At 32.7% G+C, this 20,669-nt stretch carries 17 protein-coding genes; 7 read left to right on the top strand and 10 right to left on the bottom strand.

All coding sequences use genetic code 11. The annotated features are described in order from the left end of the window. Positions 1-180 precede the first annotated feature (180 nt). Positions 181-372 carry a hypothetical protein gene (locus tag K1X16_RS14430; protein ID WP_195871499.1) on the top strand — a complete coding sequence of 64 codons (192 nt, stop codon included), beginning with the start codon at positions 181-183 and terminating at the stop codon, positions 370-372. On the opposite strand, the gene lspA is transcribed toward K1X16_RS14430, so the two are convergent. From lspA to K1X16_RS14400, 6 genes are all read right to left on the bottom strand, one after another. Next, positions 369-878: a signal peptidase II gene (gene lspA / locus K1X16_RS14425; RefSeq protein WP_195871498.1), complete on the bottom strand. Its 510-nt coding sequence runs from the start codon at positions 876-878 to the stop codon at positions 369-371. The two genes, K1X16_RS14430 and lspA, sit on opposite strands and share 4 nt — an antisense overlap. Before the next feature lie 11 nt (positions 879-889). Continuing rightward, complete coding sequence (gene fabD, locus K1X16_RS14420; RefSeq protein ID WP_225036911.1) at positions 890-1,783, bottom strand: ACP S-malonyltransferase; 894 nt, start codon at positions 1,781-1,783, stop codon at positions 890-892. Between the two features lie 658 nt (positions 1,784-2,441). Continuing rightward, positions 2,442-3,140, bottom strand: a complete 699-nt coding sequence (locus tag K1X16_RS14415; protein ID WP_225036910.1) for a LytR/AlgR family response regulator transcription factor — start codon at positions 3,138-3,140, stop codon at positions 2,442-2,444. Further along, entirely contained in the window at positions 3,130-5,205 is a 2,076-nt protein-coding gene (locus tag K1X16_RS14410; RefSeq protein WP_225036909.1) for a tetratricopeptide repeat protein, read from the bottom strand. Before K1X16_RS14410 ends, K1X16_RS14415 begins: the two co-directional genes overlap by 11 nt. Before the next feature lie 49 nt (positions 5,206-5,254). Beyond that, a complete protein-coding gene (locus tag K1X16_RS14405; RefSeq protein ID WP_225036908.1) occupies positions 5,255-6,814 on the bottom strand; it encodes an NAD(P)/FAD-dependent oxidoreductase in 1,560 nt (519 codons plus the stop codon). Positions 6,815-6,946: 132 nt separating this feature from the next. Beyond that, positions 6,947-9,493: a S9 family peptidase gene (locus K1X16_RS14400; protein ID WP_225036907.1), complete on the bottom strand. Its 2,547-nt coding sequence runs from the start codon at positions 9,491-9,493 to the stop codon at positions 6,947-6,949. A 162-nt stretch (positions 9,494-9,655) separates the two neighbouring features. Here K1X16_RS14400 and K1X16_RS14395 point away from each other — a divergent pair, with 162 nt between their 5' ends. After that, the gene (locus K1X16_RS14395; RefSeq protein WP_225036906.1) at positions 9,656-10,660 is read left to right on the top strand and encodes an App1 family protein; all 1,005 of its coding nucleotides are present in this window, start codon (positions 9,656-9,658) and stop codon (positions 10,658-10,660) included. 56 nt (positions 10,661-10,716) lie between these two features. Here the strand turns inward: K1X16_RS14395 and K1X16_RS14390 are convergent, their stop codons facing one another. The 4 genes from K1X16_RS14390 to K1X16_RS14375 all read right to left on the bottom strand — a co-directional run bounded on the left by K1X16_RS14390 (position 10,717) and on the right by K1X16_RS14375 (position 14,436). Continuing rightward, positions 10,717-11,331: a deoxynucleoside kinase gene (locus K1X16_RS14390; protein WP_195871491.1), complete on the bottom strand. Its 615-nt coding sequence runs from the start codon at positions 11,329-11,331 to the stop codon at positions 10,717-10,719. Positions 11,332-11,334: 3 nt separating this feature from the next. After that, positions 11,335-12,129 carry a hypothetical protein gene (locus K1X16_RS14385; RefSeq protein WP_225036905.1) on the bottom strand — a complete coding sequence of 265 codons (795 nt, stop codon included), beginning with the start codon at positions 12,127-12,129 and terminating at the stop codon, positions 11,335-11,337. A gap of 92 nt (positions 12,130-12,221) precedes the next feature. Then, entirely contained in the window at positions 12,222-12,905 is a 684-nt protein-coding gene (locus K1X16_RS14380; RefSeq protein WP_195871489.1) for a response regulator transcription factor, read from the bottom strand. Next, a complete protein-coding gene (locus K1X16_RS14375; RefSeq protein WP_225036904.1) occupies positions 12,898-14,436 on the bottom strand; it encodes a sensor histidine kinase in 1,539 nt (512 codons plus the stop codon). Before K1X16_RS14375 ends, K1X16_RS14380 begins: the two co-directional genes overlap by 8 nt. Positions 14,437-14,560: 124 nt before the next feature. Here K1X16_RS14375 and K1X16_RS14370 point away from each other — a divergent pair, with 124 nt between their 5' ends. The 5 genes from K1X16_RS14370 (at position 14,561) to K1X16_RS14350 (ending at position 20,557) form a co-directional block, all read left to right on the top strand. Continuing rightward, positions 14,561-14,935, top strand: coding sequence for a hypothetical protein (locus K1X16_RS14370; RefSeq protein WP_225036903.1), 375 nt, complete (start codon positions 14,561-14,563; stop codon positions 14,933-14,935). Positions 14,936-14,945: 10 nt separating this feature from the next. Then, complete coding sequence (locus K1X16_RS14365; protein ID WP_225036902.1) at positions 14,946-15,794, top strand: GLPGLI family protein; 849 nt, start codon at positions 14,946-14,948, stop codon at positions 15,792-15,794. Positions 15,795-15,912: 118 nt separating this feature from the next. Further along, positions 15,913-16,770, top strand: coding sequence for a GLPGLI family protein (locus tag K1X16_RS14360; RefSeq protein ID WP_225036901.1), 858 nt, complete (start codon positions 15,913-15,915; stop codon positions 16,768-16,770). Positions 16,771-16,882: 112 nt separating this feature from the next. Continuing rightward, positions 16,883-17,752 carry a GLPGLI family protein gene (locus K1X16_RS14355; protein WP_225036900.1) on the top strand — a complete coding sequence of 290 codons (870 nt, stop codon included), beginning with the start codon at positions 16,883-16,885 and terminating at the stop codon, positions 17,750-17,752. 75 nt (positions 17,753-17,827) lie between these two features. Next, the gene (locus K1X16_RS14350; RefSeq protein ID WP_225036899.1) at positions 17,828-20,557 is read left to right on the top strand and encodes a TonB-dependent receptor; all 2,730 of its coding nucleotides are present in this window, start codon (positions 17,828-17,830) and stop codon (positions 20,555-20,557) included. Positions 20,558-20,669 lie beyond the last annotated feature (112 nt).

Below are 20,669 nucleotides of genomic sequence, written 5' to 3'. Positions count from 1 at the left end.
GTCGATTTTTTGTTTCTTGAATATGTAAATGATGCACTATCCCATTGCGAATATGTTAATTCTTATAGTGTCTGATTTTCAATATGATAATAACAAAAGCTCTTAACCCTGTTTTAACATCGATTTCTTGGAGTTGGTCATCAATCTTCGTTTTTTTGTAATGAATGATAATTGAAGACCATGAAATTGATAAGTATTAAAAGAGAGACCAAAAGCGAAGGTCGCTTCACGAAAAAAATGGGTGCATTACAGACTAAGGTTACCTATATTAAAAAACAATTCTTAAGTATTCCATACAAAACACTTCACAAATACAGAGAGACGTATTATGGTGAAGTTAAGGATTGTGAAGATTGTGTATTAGCGCGTTAAGCAATATTATCTTCAACCGTATCTTTTTTCTTGCTAAAGATTCCTGTTAATAATAAAAGAATCATTCCTGTGGTAACAGACATATCAGCAACATTAAAGATACCTGTTCTAAATACACCTCCTAAATTTATATAAAAGAAGTCAGTGACTTGGCCAAATACTATGCGGTCAAATACATTGGCTATTCCTCCTCCTACAATACAGCAGAATGCAATAAGACTTAAACGGTCTAATTCTTTAGTTTTTATAATATAATACATTACATAAGCCAATACAATTGTCGGTAGAATTAATAAGAAGATTAATCTTAATGTTGGATTCATATCACTTCCCATACCTAAAAAAGCACCTTTATTTTCAACCCAAATTAATTGAAAATAATCTTGAATCACATTGATTTGACCTTTTCCACCTTTAATCATTGTCGATCTTACGATTACCTTAGAAATCTGATCGATGGCAATATTAAACGTTATTAGCAGCGTAATAAATAGTGTTCTGTTCAAAGCAGTAGTATTTAGGCGTTAGTTTCAAAAGTAGCCGAAGTTGTTTCAGCGCCTCTATGTATTTTCTTTACTAAACCTTGTAACACTTTGCCAGGACCAACTTCTGTAAAATGTACTGCTCCGTCTGCAACCATTTGTTGTACAGATTGCGTCCAACGAACAGGAGCCGTTAATTGTAAAATTAAATTGGCTTTGATTTCATTTTCGTCTGTTATAGCAGAAGCTGTAACGTTCTGATATATTGGGCAATTTGGTTTGCTAAATGTTGTGTTTTCAATGGCAGCAGCTAATTCTTCACGAGCAGGTTCCATTAGAGGTGAGTGAAATGCTCCACCAACAGGTAATACTAATGCGCGTCTTGCACCAGCATCTTTTAAAGCTTCGCAGGCTTTATTAATCGCCTCAACTTCACCAGAAATTACTAATTGCCCAGGGCAGTTATAATTGGCTGCAACGACGATGCCATCGGTAGTTTTACATATGTCTTCAACAATGTTATCTTCTAAACCTAAAACCGCAGCCATAGTACTTGGTTGTAATTCACATGCTTTTTGCATGGCTTGTGCACGTTGAGAGACTAATTTAAGTCCATCTTCAAAAGTCAAAGCTCCTGCAGCAACTAATGCCGAAAATTCACCAAGTGAGTGTCCTGCTACCATATCTGGTTTAAAACTATCTCCAAGGGTTTTTGCTAAAATTACAGAATGTAAAAAGATAGCAGGTTGTGTAACCTTAGTTTCTTTTAAATCTTCCTTAGAGCCCTCAAACATAATATCTGTAATGTTAAAGCCTAAAATCTCATTAGCTTTTTCAAACAGTTCTTGTGCTAAAGGTGAGTTTTCGTAAAGGTCTAATCCCATTCCTGAGAATTGAGCACCTTGTCCTGGAAATATATATGCGTTCATTTGATATTAAATTTGATACGCGAAAATAATAATAATTTATTTAAACCGCTTGTATATATACCGTATTCAATACTATAATTTATTGCTTTTACGGTGCTTATAATTGAATATTAACAAGAATAAGGATGCTTTTTATAAAGCATCCTTAAAACTAATCCCTTAATTAATTTTATTCTTGTTTTGAGTGTTGTGCGTGTCTGTTGAGAAATTTTAAACTGGGCATACAAAGGCTTAAATATTTTTGATAGCTTTTAATTGCCCTTTCTTTAAGAGCTCAAGAGTTTTGCTTATAATATCTTTGCTTTAATAGGGTTTCCATTCTACAGTTTGCTATTTTAAATTCATATAGAATTAGTAAAATAAATGTTATAGCCATTACAAGGCTAATCTGAAACTAACTTAATGGTTTAAGTTGTACCAGAATTATAATTTGTACAGTAATAAGTGTTACCGATGATGCAATTAGTATACCAATTAAGATAGATTTTTTTTTCATTATAAGTAGGTTGTTATTTCTATACAATAGTAGGGTATAATTTAAAGTCGAAAAAAAAAATGTCGTGAAGTACCGAGTTTTGTCCGTAAATAATTAAAGTTAAATATTGATAAGAAATCCGTGTTAAGGTTATCTAATAAAATTTACGATGCGATTCTATGCTTAAAGAGAGTTATATCTTTTTTTAAAAGCTTTTCTATAGGTGTTAGATATTGGTATCTGTTGGTTATTAATTTGGATAAGTGTTCCTTTTACGCTATCAATATTGTCAATTTTTACAGCGTAAGACCTATGAACACGGCATACGCCTTCAATATTGTTTTCTTCAATAAAAGTGTCAATGCTATCTCTCTTTAAATACTTTTTTGTACTGGTATGAATTTCTATATACTTATCTGAAGATTCAATATACAGTAAATCATTCGTTTTAACTTTATGTAATTCATGACCAATTTTGATTGTAAAATAGGAATTGTTTTTAAGGTGTCTATCTAATACAATATTCAAAGTAGAATAAATACTAGCTTCGTTAAATGGTTTTAGTAAATACCCATCAGGAATTAATTTTGAAGCTTCCTTAACCGTAGAGGCATCAGCAAAAGAGGTGAGAAATATAAAAGGAATGTTTAAGTGGTCATTGATGTATTGTGCAATTTCAAAACCTTGATTTCTACCATGCATATTTATGTCTAGTATAGCAATATCAGGGCGTTCTGTTTGTAATGCCGCAATAGCGCTTTCAGCATTAAATGCTATTGCTGTAACTTCATAGTCTAAATCTTCTAAAATACTATTCAATTGCTCTGAGATGAATACATCGTCATCTGCAATTAAAACTTTTATTTTTTTGTTATCTCGCATTAAAAGTGATTTTTATCGCAAAACCATTGGAATTACAAATAGTTGTTTTTCCAAGTAATTGTCTAGTGGCTATTGAGTAGATTAACTTTAAGCCGAAAGATTTTGTGGTTGTTATATCTATTGATTTTGGTAAACCGATACCGTTATCAGAGTAGTCAAATTCTATGGTGTCATCCTTTTTTAAAATACTAATTTTTACTTCTTTTGTCTTGGTTTTAGGCCAAGCATATTTTATGCTATTTGTAATCAATTCATGCAATATAAACCCTAAAGCTTGCGCCTGCTCTACATCTGCCCATAGATTGTTGCCCTGTACGGTAAAATTATCATTTTCTAATTGAATAGGGGACAGTAATAACTGCATTATGTTATTAAAATATTCTTCAATATCAATCTGCTTATAATTCCCTTTTTGATACATTTTTTGATGTGCTAATTGCATAGCATCGATTCTCGTTTTACTATCAATTAAGGCTTCCTTAGCAATCTTGTTTTCTGTGTTTTTAGATTTTAAATACAATAAAGAGGCGACTATTTGCATATTGTTTTTTACACGATGGTGCACTTCTTTTAGTAAGATCTCTTTGTCGTTTAATGCATCTTCTATAGTCTTGTTTTTTTTAGAAAGTACAGCTGCAATTTTCTTTTTTTGGTTGTAAAAATATGTGATGCATAAAACGATGAGTAGGAGAATTATACTACTAGAAATAGCAGTGTAAATTTTTAATTTATTACGTTCTTCTTTCTGGTCATAGTCATACTGAAGTAATTTAATTTCATTGACTTTGTTAATGCTATCTGCTATAGATTTTTGTTGATAAACGTCTTTAATTTCTAGACGAATAATGTTTCTAATACCCTCTTCACTTCTAATTTTGTTGCTATAGCTATTAAATTTTTTATAGTAAGTTATAGCTTTAGATAAATCACCTTGATTCTCATAAGCTCTGCCAAGGCCCAGACTTGCCAATTTTAGTGTCTTAATATGGTTTGTAGTTTTAGCAATATTGTACGCTTTTTGATAGTATGTAAAACTTTCTTTTTTTTGATTTAAGACTTTGTAGGTTTTTGCGGCAACAATATAAGCTTTATCTAAATCCTCTTTAATTTTTAGATTTTCAAATTGTGTGATAGCTAGTGTAATGTTATTTTTAGCTTCTTTAATTTGGTTTTGCAGTAAATTATTATGGGCTAAATTAGCTCTTACTTTTGCTTCTAGTATAGTAGCTTTATTAGTTGTGGCTATATGTAAAGCTTCCTTATAGTTAATTTCTGCCTTTTCTAAGTTTTTAAGTTCTTGATGTAATTCTCCTAATTTGTTTAGTGAATTAACAAGTCTATTATTGTTGGTTAATCTTTTTGCGTATGCTATGGCTTTTAGATAATTTTTTTCAGCAGTCTGGTATTCCTTAATGGTAATATTTACATCGCCAAGACTTTCGTATATAGAGGATTTAAACCCTGCGTACTTATGTTTGGTGCAAAAATCTAAGGCTTCTTCAAAAGTTTCTATACTAAGTTTATACTTCCCCTGAGATTCATAGATTTCTCCAATATTAATTTTAGCTCTTGCGTAATCTACATTAAGATTGTGTTTATCGGCATACTCTAAGCTTTTGAAGTGATAATCTAAAGCAAGTGAAGCATTTCCAAGGCTATTATTTAGATTCCCAAGGTCACCATAAATTTTTGAAATTCCTCGTTTAGATTCATGTTGTATTGCGTGTTCTAAACCTTCTTGATAGGTTGCACTAGCCTTGTCAATTTCCCCTAGCATCATATACGAATGCCCTAAGAAATGATGAGCCTGTGATCTTAAATTATGATATGTACTCGTTTTTGCTAGTTCTAAGTATTCTGAACTATGCTTTAAACCTTGATTAAAATCTAAATAAATGGTTTTCCAACAACAAAAACTATAGGCTTTAAGTCTAACTTTAGTTGGGTTTTTAGGGTTTGCTGCAATTTGATAAGCAGAATCAATGGCTCGTTGTTTTTGTGGTTGAACTTGCCCTAAACTCTTAAGGGAAAAAAATAACGCAATTAATAAAAAGGCAAATTTCATTTAAGGTAATGTATTCATTTAATTGATGAAATGCATCTAAGATTAAAAATTAAAAGTTAGCCGTTGCAGCTTCTGCACAGCGCTCACCATCCATAGCCGCAGAAATAATACCGCCAGCATAACCACCACCTTCACCGCAAGGAAATAGGTTGGTAATTTCAGGGTGTTCTAAAGTTTCATTCCTTGGAATATTTACTGGAGAAGAGGTACGCGATTCTACACCAATAATATTAGCTTCCTCGGTATAATAACCTTTCATTTTTTGTCCAAATGCTTTAAAGCCTTTGCGTAATGAACCTCCAATTATCTTTGGTAGTAAGGAATGTAACGGTGCCGATTTTAAACCGGGTTGATACGACGTTTCATTTAAGCTTGAAGACAATTTACCTTCCACAAAATCGGTGAGTCGTTGCGCAGGAGCCGACTGTCGTCTGCCTCCTGCAGTAAAAGCTAAACGTTCTAAATCTTTTTGGTATTCTAGCGCTTTTAAAGGGCCAAAATGTTCGTATTTATAAAGGTCTTTGTCGGCATTAATTTCTGTGACAATACCAGAATTCGCAAACTTATTATTTCGTTTAGAAGGCGACATACCATTGACCACCACTTCGCCATTTGCTGTGGCTGCAGGAACGATAAATCCACCAGGACACATGCAAAAGGAATACACTCCTCTGTGATTCACTTGCTCTACTAAACTATAAGAGGCAGCTGGTAATAATTCGTCTCGTGGTTCGCCTTTGCAATGGTACTGTATACCATCAATAATATCTTGAGGATGCTCAACCCTTACTCCCATGGCAAATGATTTGGCTTCCAATTTAATCTCCTTATCATTCAGTAAATAAAAAATATCTCTTGCCGAATGACCTGTGGCTAAAATGACTTTTTCAACATCTAATTCTTTGCCGTCTAAAAGTTGAATAGCAACTATTTTATTATTTTTAATTGTGAAGTCGGAAACTCGAGATTCAAAATGAACTTCACCACCAAATTTGATGATGTTTTCTCTAATATTCTGAACAACCTTAGGTAACTTATTAGTGCCAATATGAGGATGAGCATCTACTAAAATCTGATCCGTTGCACCATGATAAACTAAATTCTCAAAGATTCGTCTAACATCGCCTCGCTTTAAACTTCGCGTATATAATTTTCCATCAGAATAGGTGCCAGCGCCACCTTCGCCAAAACAGTAATTTGAATCTTCGTTTACAAAATGATCTTGGTTAATGGCTTTTAAATCACGTCGGCGATCTTGCACATTTTTACCGCGTTCTAAAACAATGGGTTTAAAACCTAACTCAATACAACGCAAGGCTGCGTACATGCCTGCAGGTCCGAAACCAATAATATGAACCGGTTTGGCGTTGGAAACATCTTTGTAATCAAAATGATAGTCTGAAGTTTCAGGCACTGGTTCATTGATAAACACTTCAACTTTATAATTAAATATAATGTTCCGCTTACGCGCATCAATTGATTTTCGTAGAATTTTTATGCCTGTAATTTCAGAAGTCTTCACATTTAAATCATGTGCAGCTTTTTTTAGCAAACCATCAGGCTGTCGTTCTTGATGTAAATTGATGCGTAGTTGTAAGGCTTTTATCATCTTGCAAAATTAAAGAAAAGAAACCGTATCTAAATTTTTTAAATGAAATCAAGTTGTAATGTTTTAATTTAAAAAATAGGCATAAAAAAACCACGTTAATTAACGTGGTTTTCTAAACTTAAATAAAACAAATTAAGGTTTTGATTTTGGTCGATCTCTATTGATTTCTGTAATATCAATATCAGTAGCTTCAACCCCAAGGAAGTGTTTGCTAAAATGATCGGCACGCAGCCAAAATGAATATTCTGTCATATTTCCAAAGCTATGACGCTGACCTGGCATTAGCATAAAATCGAAACGTTTGTTCGCTTTAATTAAGGCATTTGCCATTCGTATTGTTCCACCTGGATGTACGTTATTGTCTACATCACCTGTAATAAGCATTAAATTCCCTTTAAGGTTTTTTGCTAAAGACTGGTTGTCGTCAATAAGATATTTGTATTTGGTATTACCATCATTATCCATTTCTTCTTGTACACCATGATGTGTTTCGCTCCACCAACTGTTATAAATATTATTATCGTGGTTTCCGGCAGAAGATACAGCGGCTTTAAAGAAATCTGGATAAACCAGCATAGCTGCGGTTGACATAAATCCGCCTCCTGAGTGACCATAAATACCTACTTTCTCAATGTCAATAAAATCATGTTGGTCGGCAAGTTGCTCAGCAACATGTCTTTTATCGGCTAAACCATAATCTCTAAGGTTGCCATAACCATAGTTGTGATACCATTTAGAACGGTCTGGATGTCCACCACGGTTACCCATAGTTACCACAATAAATCCAACTTGAGCCATACGATCTACACGATCCATTCTAATAGAAAACGATTTGTTTACGGCTTCCGTTTGTGGACCTGGATAAACGTATTCTAAAAGCGGATATTTTTTAGTCTCGTCAAAATCAAAAGGTTTGTACATTACGCCGTATATATCTGTAATCCCATCATCGGCTTTCATTTTAAAGGTTTCAGGAAATTGATAGCCAGTAGCCATTAATTGTGATAAATCGGCTTCTTCTAATTCCATTATGAGTTTTCCTGTACTAGATCTTAATTCCGATTTAGGAACGGTATTTACTCGAGAATAATTACTCACAAAATAAGCGTTAGAATCCGCCATATCTGTACTAGAATTGTAGTCACCAGGATTCAAAGCTTTAAGACCTGAGCCATTTAAGTTAATGCTGTACATGTGCTCGTAATAAGGGTCTTGGTCTTTAGGAATGCCATGAGCAGTGAAGTAAAGCGTTCGGCTTTTTTCGTCTACACCAATAGCACGTTCTACATGGTAAGAACCAGAAGTGACCTCATTTTTTAAATTTCCTTCAGTATCATATAAATAATAATGCGCCCAACCTGAACGTTCAGCCCAATGTAGCATTTCAGTTTCGTTATTAAGTAATACTAATGGACGTGATTCTATATAGGTGTTAAAACGTTCTTCAATTAAAACTTTGGTTTCGCCTGTATTGATGTCAGCCACACAGATATCGAATTTTTTACGATCTCTGCTGATGGTGTTGTAATAAATTTTACCTTTTTTAGATAACAATAATGATGGGTTAAAGTCATCGTCATAGCTTGATTTTTTTCGTGGCTCACGATACACTTGAATACTTTGTTGTTTCACCGTATCGAGTTTTACTTGGATATTTGATTTAGAAGGGATATCAAAGACGTGAAGTTCGGTTTTATAATATTCGTCTTCACCTGGCATATGATATTTATAGGTTTCTAAAGTTGGGCGTTTACTCGAGGTTGTGTTTATAACCCAAAGATCTTTTATATGTCTTGAGTCTCTTCGTTGAAAAACAAATTTCTTAGAATCATGAGACCAAATGCCACGAACAGACTTACGTTTGTCTTTATTCTTTAGTTTGGTTTCGTTGTTTTCATTTCTTCCGCTACTGCCATAGCTGTAGTTTTCTTCACCATCTTTTGTCCATTGATTTTCTACAATTGTAGTGTCTTTTTCATTTTCTACAGCTTTCAGGAAATTTTCCTTATCCATCCAGTATAAATTATGGTGTTTTGAAAACAATACTATAGAACTATCTGGAGCGATATTAGCCCATCTTTTCCAGTTTTCTTTTTCTTTCTTTTTATTGCTGATTACGGTTAGACCGTTGCTGCCAAGTCGGTATTCAAAATGATATACTTTATTAACTTTTTTTGCTCTTTTAGCTTTGCCTTTTTTCTTTTTGTCTGTTTTGGTAGAATCTATTTCTTTAGTATTCTTTATTTCATCTTCGTCTTCCTTTTCTTCATCCACTTTCTCGGTAGATGTTACATAAAAACGGATAGCGGTTTCATTTTTTACGAATTCAAAATTGAATCTTGGTAAATGTTTGGCGTCGTATGGGTCTTTTGTAATTTCCGTGAGCCATTTTGCCATTTTTTCATTATCAAAAAGCTCTTTTTTAGATTTTTTATCGGCATCAACAATATAATATTTAGAGCCTTCGGTTGTTTTATATTGGTACCAAAATCGGTTGCCATTTTTTAACCAATGAGGTCGTACTGATGTTGAATGAACCAGTTTCCCTAAGTTTTTTGGAGAATATTTAGCGGCAGCTCTGTAATTTGGTGTTGGTGTTTGACTTTCCTTCTCGGTATTTTGTGCAGTTATCAGGTTAAATGATAAACCTAAAACTAGTAGAAATATTAATTTTTGCATGCTTTGTGATTAGTTTAGTGTGGGTTTATGTGTTGAGTTGACTAAAGTACACGATTATTATAAAATTGGTAATTTTTTAACATTAGCCTAACGATTTAATTGACGAAGTATACTTTGAGTAAGGCTATTTTAGTATATTGAAAATTCTAAAAAACTATTTAATTGAGCTGGTTAAAAAAAGACCCATTTCAAATAATTGCGTTTCAAAGTTATGGGACCAATTCTCATTTTTATGCTCGTGGACGCGCTTTAGAGGATGAGTCTATTGATCTAGAAGCCAAGAACACATGGCGACTTCTTGTAAATTCATGGAAACGCTTTGAAACTGATGAGGTCAAAAACGTTGGGTTAGATTTAAAACTACCAAACAACACTATTATTAAAGCGACGACCGATCGTAAAGGTTATTTTATAGTTGAAGCTAATCTTCAAGACTTAAAAACGCTCACCAATGACGAAGGTTGGTTGTCTTTTGAGTTGTCTTTTAACGACGTTACAATTAAACGTAATATTCAAAATCAAAATCGGTTTCCGGGAGAATTGTTAATTCCGTCAAGTAGGGCACAATTTGGCGTGGCAAGTGATATTGATGATACGATTTTGCAGACCGGAGTGGTGTCTTTGTTAAAATGGAGATTAATTTATAATTCTATTTTTAAAAGTGTTAAAAGCAGAATGCCTTTGGAAGGTTCTGTAGATTTATTTCAACGATTACATCGTGGAGTTTTAGGTAAAAACGCGAATCCTATTTTTTATGTGAGTCATAGTCCATGGAATTTTTATCGCTATTTAGAACTCTTTTTAAAACAAAATAACTTTCCTAAAGGGCCAATTTTATTGCGTAGCGTAAGTGAAGCCTTAAAGAAAAAACAAGAGGGAGAAAAACCACAGAAACAGAAAGAAATTTTAAATATTCTAAAAACATATCCAAAATTACCATTTATCTTAATTGGTGATAGCGGAGAGCATGATCCTGATATTTATATTGAGATCGCTGAAATGTTTCCAGATCGAATTTTAGCTATTTACCTTAGAAGTGTAAAGCATAAAAAGAAAATGTTGCGCGTTAGAAGTCTTGTTAAAAATTTTAAAACCACACCAATGATGTTGATCGATAATAGTCAACAAGCAATTGAACATGCTAGAAAACACGGTTTTATTACTTAAGGATATTGTCTGATTTTTTTTGTTATGTTGTTGTAATACTATAGTGAAATAGGCACTTAGAATAACCCGTTTACTTGTGCGTCAATTTTATTAATAATATCTCCTAAGTCTTCAGGATTATCAACAAAATCGAGATTATCTACATCAATGATAAGTAAATTTCCTTTATCGTATTTTGAAATCCAAGCTTCATAACGTTCGTTGAGTCGGCTTAAATAATCGATGCTAATTGTATTTTCGTAATCACGACCTCTTTTATGAATTTGAGAAACTAAATTAGGTATAGAACTACGTAAATAAATCAATAAATCGGGACCTTTTACAAACGATTCCATCAATTCAAATAATGATGAATAATTTTCAAAATCGCGATTGGTCATTAAACCCATAGCATGTAAGTTGGGTGCGAAAATATGAGCATCTTCATAGATGGTTCTATCTTGAATGATGTCTTTACCACTATCGTGAATTTGATTCACTTGGCGAAATCTGCTGTTTAAGAAATAGACTTGCAAATTAAAACTCCAACGTTCCATCTGATTATAAAAATCATCTAAATACGGGTTGTCAACCACATCTTCCAGTTGTGCTTCCCACTTAAAGTGTTTGGCAAGTAATTTTGTGAGCGTTGTTTTTCCAGCTCCTATATTTCCAGCAACAGCAACATGCATAATCTATTCTATTTTTAATTGGTAATGACGCAGTAAATTCAAGCCGTAAATATACACCGTTTCATTGGTTACCAAAAACTGTTTTATTAACATTTTTGGATGTTTTATGGGTTGAATTATGGACTCGTTTTTCTCTAAGATAAATAACGATTCTCCCTTTTTTAACACTAAATGCGCTTCGTTAAATGCTAAACTGTCGTATCCCGAGTTTTCTATTTTACGTATTAGACTTCCAAAATAATTATAAACGTAGAGGTGATTTTTAGTCAATAAATAACAATAATTATAATCGCTTTTTAAATCTAAAACTTCAGACTGAACAGGAACCGTTTTGAGTTTTATGGTATTGGTTTTATAATCGTATAATTCTAAATATTGAAAATCGTCATTAAATAACCAAATTGAATTATTAAAGCCAGATGAAACAAAAGAAACATTCTTGTACGGCTGAATTGAATTAAAGTTAATTTTTGAAATCTCAGCCAAACGATTATCTAAAATTACAACTGTATTAAAATCTCTATAGAACAGATTTATTTTTAAAGGATTAAACGTGTTTGCAGAGGTGATGTCTCCCAATTGAAAATTGGCATATGTAATTGTAGTATCCTTTGTTTTTTTATGAAATGAATTGTTTTCTGTAGCATAGTAAAGGGTGCCGAAATTATCAACTCCAAAAATTGATTGAGCTTCAATGTTTGTTGAATCTTTTAAAATCGCAGTAAAATGTTGTGCTGTGTTCTCTTGTGCGACACAAAATGAACAGAAAAATAGAAATAAAAAGACAAGCTTTTGCATGAATGTGGACGAATAAGCTTGAAAAGTACGAAAAATGTGCCAATCTTAAATATTAAGACCTCCTAGATTATTTGCTGCAAGACCTGTCAGGTTTAATCCGTCAATTTATATCCAAAACCACGCACATTAATTATCTGAATATTCTCATCTGCTTTAAGTTTTTTACGTAATTTGGTAATAAAAACATCCATACTTCTAGCCGAGAAAAAATCGTCGGTTCCCCAAAGTTTGTTTAAAATAAGTGAACGGTCTAAAACTTGATTTTTGTTTTTTATTAAATGAAAGAGTAAGTGCGCTTCTCTATGTGTTAAATGAATAGCATCTGCAGATTTAAACTGTAATTGTTGTTTTGGGAAATCGAAAGTATAATCGCCAATTTCTAACACCTGAGCTGTTTTCTGTTCTTTAGTTCTGCTGACTAAATTATGAATTCGCACAATCAGCTCTTCTATACTAAAAGGCTTTTTTAGATAATCGTTTCCTCCAATAGAAAAACCTTCAACTACATCTGCGGTTTGCGATTTTGCTGTAAGGAATATTATAGGGATTGTATCATCGATCGCTCTAATGTCTTTTGCTAAAGTGAATCCATCTTTTTTAGGCATCATAACATCTAATACTAATATTTCTGGTGTTTCTGATTTGTATTTTTCAAACGCTTTTTCGCCATTATCACAGAGAATAACGTCAAAGTTTCTGGTTTCAAGACTTTCTTTTATAATTTGTCCAAGAGCTGCTTCGTCTTCAGCTAATAATAATTTGATCTCATTAGCCATTGGGAAGTGTGATTTTAAAGGTGGTTATATTTTGATTTAATTCTAAAGCTATTGAACCCTTATGTTTATCGATTATGGTTTTGGTGTAAAACAATCCAATTCCAAAACCTTTTACATCGTGAGTGTTACCTTTTGGAACCCGATAAAATTTTTCGAAAACCCGATCTTTATGTAACTTGGTTAAGGTATTACCATTATCTGAAATTAACAGATTTATACTTTTTTCTTTCGGAATTACATTGATGGTAATAGTATTGCCACCATATTTTACAGCATTGTCTAAAATATTATTTATAGCATTTTCAAAATGAAATATATCAACATTAATTAATAGGGTGTCTACTTTAAAATTGGTGTTAAATCTCTTATCAGGAAATTGACTTTTATAATGATTAACGATGGTGTTAAGTAATTCTACAACATCAACAGAATCTTTATTTAATTCCAGATTATCACTATCTAAAGATGCAGTTTCTAGTAGTTTTTCAACCATAATGTTTAACTTTCTGAGTTGCTCAGAAGACATATTTAGATATTTTTTTGCTTTCGTTTTGTCTTCAATAGCATTAAAACTGTCCATGCTTTCTACCGCAGCACTTATGGTAGCAATCGGAGTTTTAAACTCATGTGTGATATTACTGATGAGATCGTTTTTAATTTCAGCCAATTGTTTTTGGTGTTTAATGATTTTTAATAAATAGAACAGGCAACTAATTACAGCTATGACTAAAAGAGCTGAGATTAAGATACCTCCTAAAATTCGGAATAAAATAACTTTCGTTGTATTGGTAAAAAGGATGGTTAAAAAAGAGCCTTTTGGAAGAAACGTGGATTTTGAATCGGTTTGAAGATAATTATCAGGTCCGTGATTAGGATCCAACATAGGTATTTCTTTTGTCTTTATTCGGTGGTCTATATTAATTTCAGGGTTTTTGTAATCTAAATAAAAATCGACTTCAATATTTTTTCGTTTTAACTCCTTTGCTATTAGTTTTTCAACGGCTTCAACATCAAGTGTGTCGTTTTTTATTGAAATCATCACCTTGGATGTTAAAAATTCGGCATTGGTTAAACTAATATCAGCATTTTTATTTTTTAGGCTGTCCATTTTTTGTTTGAATGCATCAATTGATACAGACTTTTGATTTTTGTCTTGTTGTTTAGACATAGAGTCGGCCTTTAACCCTCTAAGTACTGTTATGTTTTCAATGGAGTTTACATCTAAGGAATCAAGATTTTTAAATTCTCTATTAGTTTCGTCAATCTTTTCAAAGAGTTTTTCGAGTTTGCCACCTTCTTCAAAGGCATTCTTTTGCTCATCGCCTTCAAGGAAAACACCAATAGTGGTACGTTCTGCTAAAGCTGTATAATAATCATCAACGGCTTTGTCTAAACTAATCTGAACATCATTAATGAGTTGCTGTTTATTAGTTTGGTAGTTTTTATAATTCCAATAGACTTGTATGCCAATTGTGGCTATAATCACAGTAATAATGGTATATAAAATCCATTTATATCTTTTGTTATTCATATTTCAAATGTATAAAGTAAAAATATAGTAACAATAATCGGTTAACACACGTTAACACTTGTTAACCTAAAAGACAAAATGTGGTACTGATATTTGTAAGGTATTAATGAAAAAACTAATTATAATGAAAAAGTTATTTGCTTATGTAATGGTATTGGTTTCGCTTTTTGGATTTAGTCAATCTCAAAACGATGAACAAAATGTTTTAAAAAATGACAACATCGAGTTTCAAAATCTTGATATGATTATTACTGTAGAATCTTTAGAAGAACTAGAACCTGAATTAAACGTGTCCGATTTAAAAGATTTGTTTGAAGAGATCAAGGCATTTAAAAGGGTGTCCTTTCAATTGGTTTGTAATGATATGAGGACATCTAATGTTTATAAAAAAAACATGTCTGTTAAAATTGAGAGCCCAATAGAAAATGAAGCTTTATTTTTAAAACGAATTCAAAATTTAAAAGCAATGGCTATCACTTATTATGAAAATAACAATTAAAACTAACCAGATGAAACTATTAATTAACATTATACTATTAACTGTAATAATAGCATTTTCCACTGTAAATGCCCAAGACTTTCAAGGAGTAGCAACCTATAAAACCCATCGTAATTTCGATATAAAAATGGATAGCACCAAGATGAATGATGCTAAGCAGAAACAAATAATGGAGATGATGAAAAAGCAATTTCAAAAAACATACATTTTAACTTTTGATAAAAAGGAGTCCTTATATCAGCAAGAAGAAGAATTAGATAAACCACAAGTCGGGAGTGGTTTTCAAATGTCTTTAGGCAGTAGTGGATCAGATGTCTTTTATAAAAACATAAAGGATAAGCGTTATGTAGATCAAAAGGAAACCATGGGAAAACGATTTTTAATTAAAGATTCTATCTCTCCAATTGAATGGAAACTAGAATCAGATACCAAACATATAGGAGAATATATGTGTTTTAAAGCTACGTACACAAAACAAGTTCCTAAAATGAATTTCAACTTTAGTAGTAATTCAAACAACGATGAAGAGAAAGACGAAGCGGAAGCACCAGAAATGATAGAGCGTACTGTTACGGCATGGTATACACCTCAGATTCCAGTAAGTAATGGACCTGCAAAATACCAAGGTTTACCTGGTTTAATTTTAGAAATTCACGACGGAAAACTCACGGTCATTTGTAGTAAAATTGTCATAAACCCAGAAGAAAAAAATGAGATTGAAGCGCCATCAAAGGGAAAAGAAGTTTCGCAAACGGAATATGACGACATCATGGAGAAGAAAAGTAAGGAAATGTTGGAACGTTATGCACCAAGTAGAGGGGCTAAAGATGGAACGATTCATATAACTGTAGGTGGATAATAATCTTTTTATTCGAAATTTTTAATACCGAAAAAGAATAGGTAATGTTAATTTTGATGTAAAGTGAAAAAATATTGTTTAACAAAAACTTATATTTGTTAAACAAAACAATTCGATTATGAAGTCACTTTTATTAAAATTTAGTGCAATTGTGCTTACTTTAAGCCTGTCTAGTCTTTCCGATACAAAACAAAATGAAAAAAAACAGAGTTTTCAAGGTAAAGCCTATTATCTCTCAAAAGCCAAAATGAATTTAGGTACTTGGGGAGCGCGTTTAACCGAAGGTCAGAAAAAAGAAATTGAAGCGCGTCTGAAAAATAGATTACAAAAAAGTTATGTCTTAACTTTTAATAAGGAAGAATCTTTTTTTAGTGAAGAGGATCAATTGGATGCTATGTCTGGAGCTACTGATTCTTGGGGGAAAAATTTTGCACCTGGTGATCAATATAAAAATGTAAAGACGAACTCGCAGATACAAAATCAAGAGTTTTATGGAAAAAACTTTTTAGTTAACGACAATTTGCAACCAATAGAATGGGTATTAGGAAAAGAAACTAAGCAGATAGGTGACTATATGTGTTTTAAAGCTACAGCTTCTATTCCTACAAATGAATTAACATGGTTTAATTTTTCTTGGAGTAAATTACGAGATTCCAATCCAAAAGAAACAGATACAATACAAGCGGAATCTAAAGCTGGTGAAATTGCAATGACAGAAGTTGAAGCTTGGTATACTCCTCAAATACCAGTAAGTCATGGTCCTATGGAATATTGGGGACTTCCAGGTTTAATTTTAGAGGTAAGTGCCGGAGAAACCACTATGTTGTGTTCTAAAATTGTAATGAACCCAGAAGAGAAGATGGAGATTAAAGCACCTGAAAAAGGAACACAAGTGACAAAAATGGAGTATCAAGAAATTATAAGCAAGAAAATGAAGGAGTTTAGAGATAACAGAAGCGGACGTCGTAGAGGTTAAAACTCTTAACACAAGTTTAACATGTTGAAATTTAACTTTTCTTTATTTGCAGAGTCTTATGGTCGTAAGATTAACCAACAAAACGTTATTCTTTTTAACTAGAAACTTAAAAATGAAGAAATTACAAATTACAATTGCATTACTGTTTACTGTGTTTTTTACCAGTTCTCAATTGTTTGCACAAGATGACTTTCAAGGAAAGGCTTATTACATGTCTAAAACCACAATGGACCTAGATCAGTTTGGAGGACAAGACATGAGTGCAGAACGAAAAAAGCAAATCCAAGAACGAATGAAGAGCTTTTTGGAGAAAGAATTTACCTTAACGTTTTCAAAATCTGAATCTATTTATAAAGAGGAAGAAAAGTTAGAAGCACCAGGTGCAGGTGGACGACGAGGTTTTGGAGGAAGCATGGCTGGTGGACCAAAATATAAAAATGTTCAAACTAAAGAAATGCTTCAAGATCAAGAATTTTTTGGAAAGCAATTTTTGGTTAAAGACGAATTAAAGCCTATAGAATGGCAAATGGGTACAGAAACTAAAAAAATTGGGCAATACATGGCTTTTAAAGCTACGGCAACTATAGAACCTAGTGGTTTTGATATTAGTAGTTTTAGAGGACGAAGAGGAAGAGGGCAAAATAATGATACGGAAAAAGATTCTACAAATTCAAACGAATCTGCTACACCAAAAACCATTGAAGTTGTTGCGTGGTACACGCCACAAATTCCTGTTAACCAAGGACCAGATGATTATTGGGGTTTGCCAGGTTTAATTTTAGAAGTAAATGCAGATAGAACTACTATTCTTTGTACTAGGATTGTATTAAATCCTTCAGATAAGGAAATTATTGAAAAGCCTAAAAAAGGTGAAGAGGTGACGCAAAAAGAGTATACAGAAATTACCACTAAAAAGATGGAAGAAATGCGAGAAATGTACGGCGGACGTGGTGGTCGTGGCGGACGAGGCGGCAGAAATTAACACTATATTATATTCAACTTTAATTCTGAGCGTTACTTAAAATACGCTCGCCATAACCAACCCAAAGATATTAGTATGAAAAATATTTTAGCACTACTATTTACATTAGTAGCAATGAGTTCTTTTGCTCAAATTAAAATGCAAGGAACTGTAAGAGATAGTATTGGTTCACCTTTAGAACTCGCCAATATTATTGCCATCAATAAAGAATCTAACACTTTAGAATCTTATGCCATTACTGATGCTGATGGAAAATATGTGATCTCATTAGGTGAAAACGGTTCTTACAATATTCAGGTTAGCTATATTGGTTTAAAATCGGTAGATGAAACTGTTGAAACTAAAGAGGCTGATATTACAAAAGACTTTAGTATGGTTTCTGATAACATGTTAGATGCTGTGGAACTTACATATGATATGCCAGTGACTATAAAAGGAGATACCTTAATCTATAATGCAGATTCCTTTAAAAGTGGTACAGAGCGAAAGCTTGAAGATGTCTTAAAAAAATTACCAGGCGTTGAAATAAATACTGATGGCCAAATTGAAGTCGAAGGCAAGGTGGTTAATAAACTAATGGTAAATGGAAAAGATTTCTTTGATGGAGATTCTAAATTAGCGACTAAAAATATTCCTTCAAATGCTGTAGATAAAATTCAAGTATTGCGAAATTATGCCGAGGTAGGACAATTAAGCGGAGTACAAAACAACCAAGATAATGTTGCTATTAACATTAAGCTGAAAGAAGGTAAAGAAAACTTTTGGTTTGGAGATGTTACTGCAGGTGGAGGTGTAGCGCCATCACCAAATGACGAGTTGTATATGGTACAACCCAAATTGTTTTACTACAGTCCAAAGTACAGTATTAACGTTATAGGCGATTTAAATAATATTGGAGAAGTTGCATTAACAGGAAGAGATATTCGAAATTTTGGAGGAGGTTTTAGACGTCCAAGTTCTAGTAGTGGTACAAATCTTAATCTTGGGAATAATGGCCTAAGAGGTTTAACCAATATAGACGATTCGCAATCTATAGAATCTAAATTAGGAGCGGTAAACTTTAGTTACTCACCAAATAAGGCTTTAGATCTTAGCGGATTTTTAATTTATAATGCAAATCGTTTAAAAACTAGACAAGAAAGTTTTGTACGTTATACCAATCCAGAATTAGGAATTCCTGATGAAGAAACTATACAAACAGGAAGGGAAGCTACCAATCAAGGTTTAGCGAAACTAAGTGCGAGCTATAAGCCCAACGCTAGTAATCAATTAGACTATGATGTTTTAGCACGTATCTCTGATGATTCCGAATTACAAAATGAATTTTCCGATGTGGTAGGAAATACCACTCAGTTAGACGAAGCAAAACCATTTAGTATTAATCAAAATTTAAATTATTACTACACACTAAACGAGACTAACATTTTTGCTTTTGAAGCGCAACATTTAATTAAAGATGAGGACCCTTTCTATAATGTCATTGGTTTAAAAGAAGAAGGCGCTTTTGAAAGTACAGCAACAAGTTTAGGGTTAGATACCAATCAGAATAGTTATAATCTTAATCAAGAACGACGAGTAAAATCGAACCAATTAGATGCTAAATTAGATTATTATAATATTTTGAACTCAAAGAGTAATATCAACCTAACTTTAGGTACAATTTTAAGCAAACAGGAGTTTAATTCTAATATTTTTCAGTTTTTAGACGATGGTTCATTCTTTGATCCTACGGCAAGTTTAACTAACGAAGAAGGTGAAGTGTTACGAAATGAAAATGATACCGAATATAATTTTAGTGATATTTATCTCGGAGTTCATTACAGATTAAAAACAGGGAAATTTACCATTACACCAGGATTCTCAGTTCATGCTTATGGAAACAAAAACACACAATTTGGTGAAACTTATGAAGAAAACTTCTTTAGAATATTACCAGATTTTGAAACTCAGATTCAATTTAAAAAGAGTGAAAGCTTAACGTTCCGTTATAATATGCAAAACTCATTTACAGACGTCACGAGTTTAGCAGAAGGTTTGGTTTTAAATAATTATAACAGTCTTCAGTATGGTGAGCCAAGTTTACAGAATTCATTGTCGCACAACTTAAACTTGCGTTACTTTAGTTTCAACTTGTTTAATTATACAAATGTGTTCGCATTTCTTAATTATAACAAGAATATAGATCAAGTAAGATCATTCACTAATTTTGATAACGTAATCAGAACCAATACCTATTTTAATTCTAATTTCGCCGACGAAAGTGTTTCTGCTAGTGGTCGTGTTCAGCGAACTTTTGGTAAGTTGAGAGCGAGTATGCGCGTTGGCTATAATTACAGTAAGAGCAATCAGTTTATTCAAGATGTGAGATCTGTAAATGAAACGTTTTCTCAAACGTATTCACCAGAACTACGTACCAATTTTAGAGATGCCCCAAATGTAACGTTGAGTTATAGATATAGTATTTCAGATACAAAGCAAGGTGATAATAATGAGACACAATTTATCACCAATGCTCCATCGGTAGAATTTGATGCTTATATATGGAAAGCTTTAACGTTTAGAACAGATTATTCTTACACAAGTCAAAGTAGTAATGTTGGTCCTACAGATTCTTTTCAAACCTGGAATGCGAGTTTAGCCTACAGAAAAGATCAGGATGCAAAATGGGAATACCAACTAAGAGCCACCAACTTATTAAATATAGATTCTAATGTAAATAATGGATCGAGTAATATTTCAGTGTATAGTTCGGAAACGTTTATCTTACCGAGATTTATAACTTTTAGGTTGACGTATACGCTTTAAGAAAAGGACGTAAATGGCGTTGCAGACAGACTCAAAACGAAAGGTGTGTTTACTGTTAACTAGAAGAAGTTTACTAAATGTTTTAATGTAATAGCGAAAGCCTCGCATTCAG

Source organism: Winogradskyella sp. SM1960, from assembly GCF_020179375.1.
Lineage (GTDB): Bacteria > Bacteroidota > Bacteroidia > Flavobacteriales > Flavobacteriaceae > Winogradskyella > Winogradskyella marina.
The sequence above is the reverse complement of the archived record's forward strand: the minus strand, read 5'-3'. Positions and strand labels throughout refer to the sequence as shown.

Bases quoted from the DNA above. Each gene is read 5' to 3' on its own strand.
- K1X16_RS14375 (WP_225036904.1), bottom strand. From the start codon at position 14,436: ATGAATAACAAAAGATATAAATGGATTTTATATACCATTATTACTGTG.
- K1X16_RS14405 (WP_225036908.1), bottom strand. From the start codon at position 6,814: ATGATAAAAGCCTTACAACTACGCATCAATTTACATCAAGAACGACAG.
- K1X16_RS14355 (WP_225036900.1), top strand. From the start codon at position 16,883: ATGAAGAAATTACAAATTACAATTGCATTACTGTTTACTGTGTTTTTT.
- K1X16_RS14380 (WP_195871489.1), bottom strand. From the start codon at position 12,905: ATGGCTAATGAGATCAAATTATTATTAGCTGAAGACGAAGCAGCTCTT.
- K1X16_RS14365 (WP_225036902.1), top strand. From the start codon at position 14,946: ATGAAACTATTAATTAACATTATACTATTAACTGTAATAATAGCATTT.
- K1X16_RS14415 (WP_225036910.1), bottom strand. From the start codon at position 3,140: ATGCGAGATAACAAAAAAATAAAAGTTTTAATTGCAGATGACGATGTA.
- K1X16_RS14390 (WP_195871491.1), bottom strand. From the start codon at position 11,331: ATGCATGTTGCTGTTGCTGGAAATATAGGAGCTGGAAAAACAACGCTC.
- K1X16_RS14370 (WP_225036903.1), top strand. From the start codon at position 14,561: ATGAAAAAGTTATTTGCTTATGTAATGGTATTGGTTTCGCTTTTTGGA.
- K1X16_RS14430 (WP_195871499.1), top strand. From the start codon at position 181: ATGAAATTGATAAGTATTAAAAGAGAGACCAAAAGCGAAGGTCGCTTC.
- K1X16_RS14410 (WP_225036909.1), bottom strand. From the start codon at position 5,205: ATGAAATTTGCCTTTTTATTAATTGCGTTATTTTTTTCCCTTAAGAGT.
- K1X16_RS14385 (WP_225036905.1), bottom strand. From the start codon at position 12,129: ATGCAAAAGCTTGTCTTTTTATTTCTATTTTTCTGTTCATTTTGTGTC.
- K1X16_RS14400 (WP_225036907.1), bottom strand. From the start codon at position 9,493: ATGCAAAAATTAATATTTCTACTAGTTTTAGGTTTATCATTTAACCTG.
- fabD (WP_225036911.1), bottom strand. From the start codon at position 1,783: ATGAACGCATATATATTTCCAGGACAAGGTGCTCAATTCTCAGGAATG.
- K1X16_RS14350 (WP_225036899.1), top strand. From the start codon at position 17,828: ATGAAAAATATTTTAGCACTACTATTTACATTAGTAGCAATGAGTTCT.
- K1X16_RS14360 (WP_225036901.1), top strand. From the start codon at position 15,913: ATGAAGTCACTTTTATTAAAATTTAGTGCAATTGTGCTTACTTTAAGC.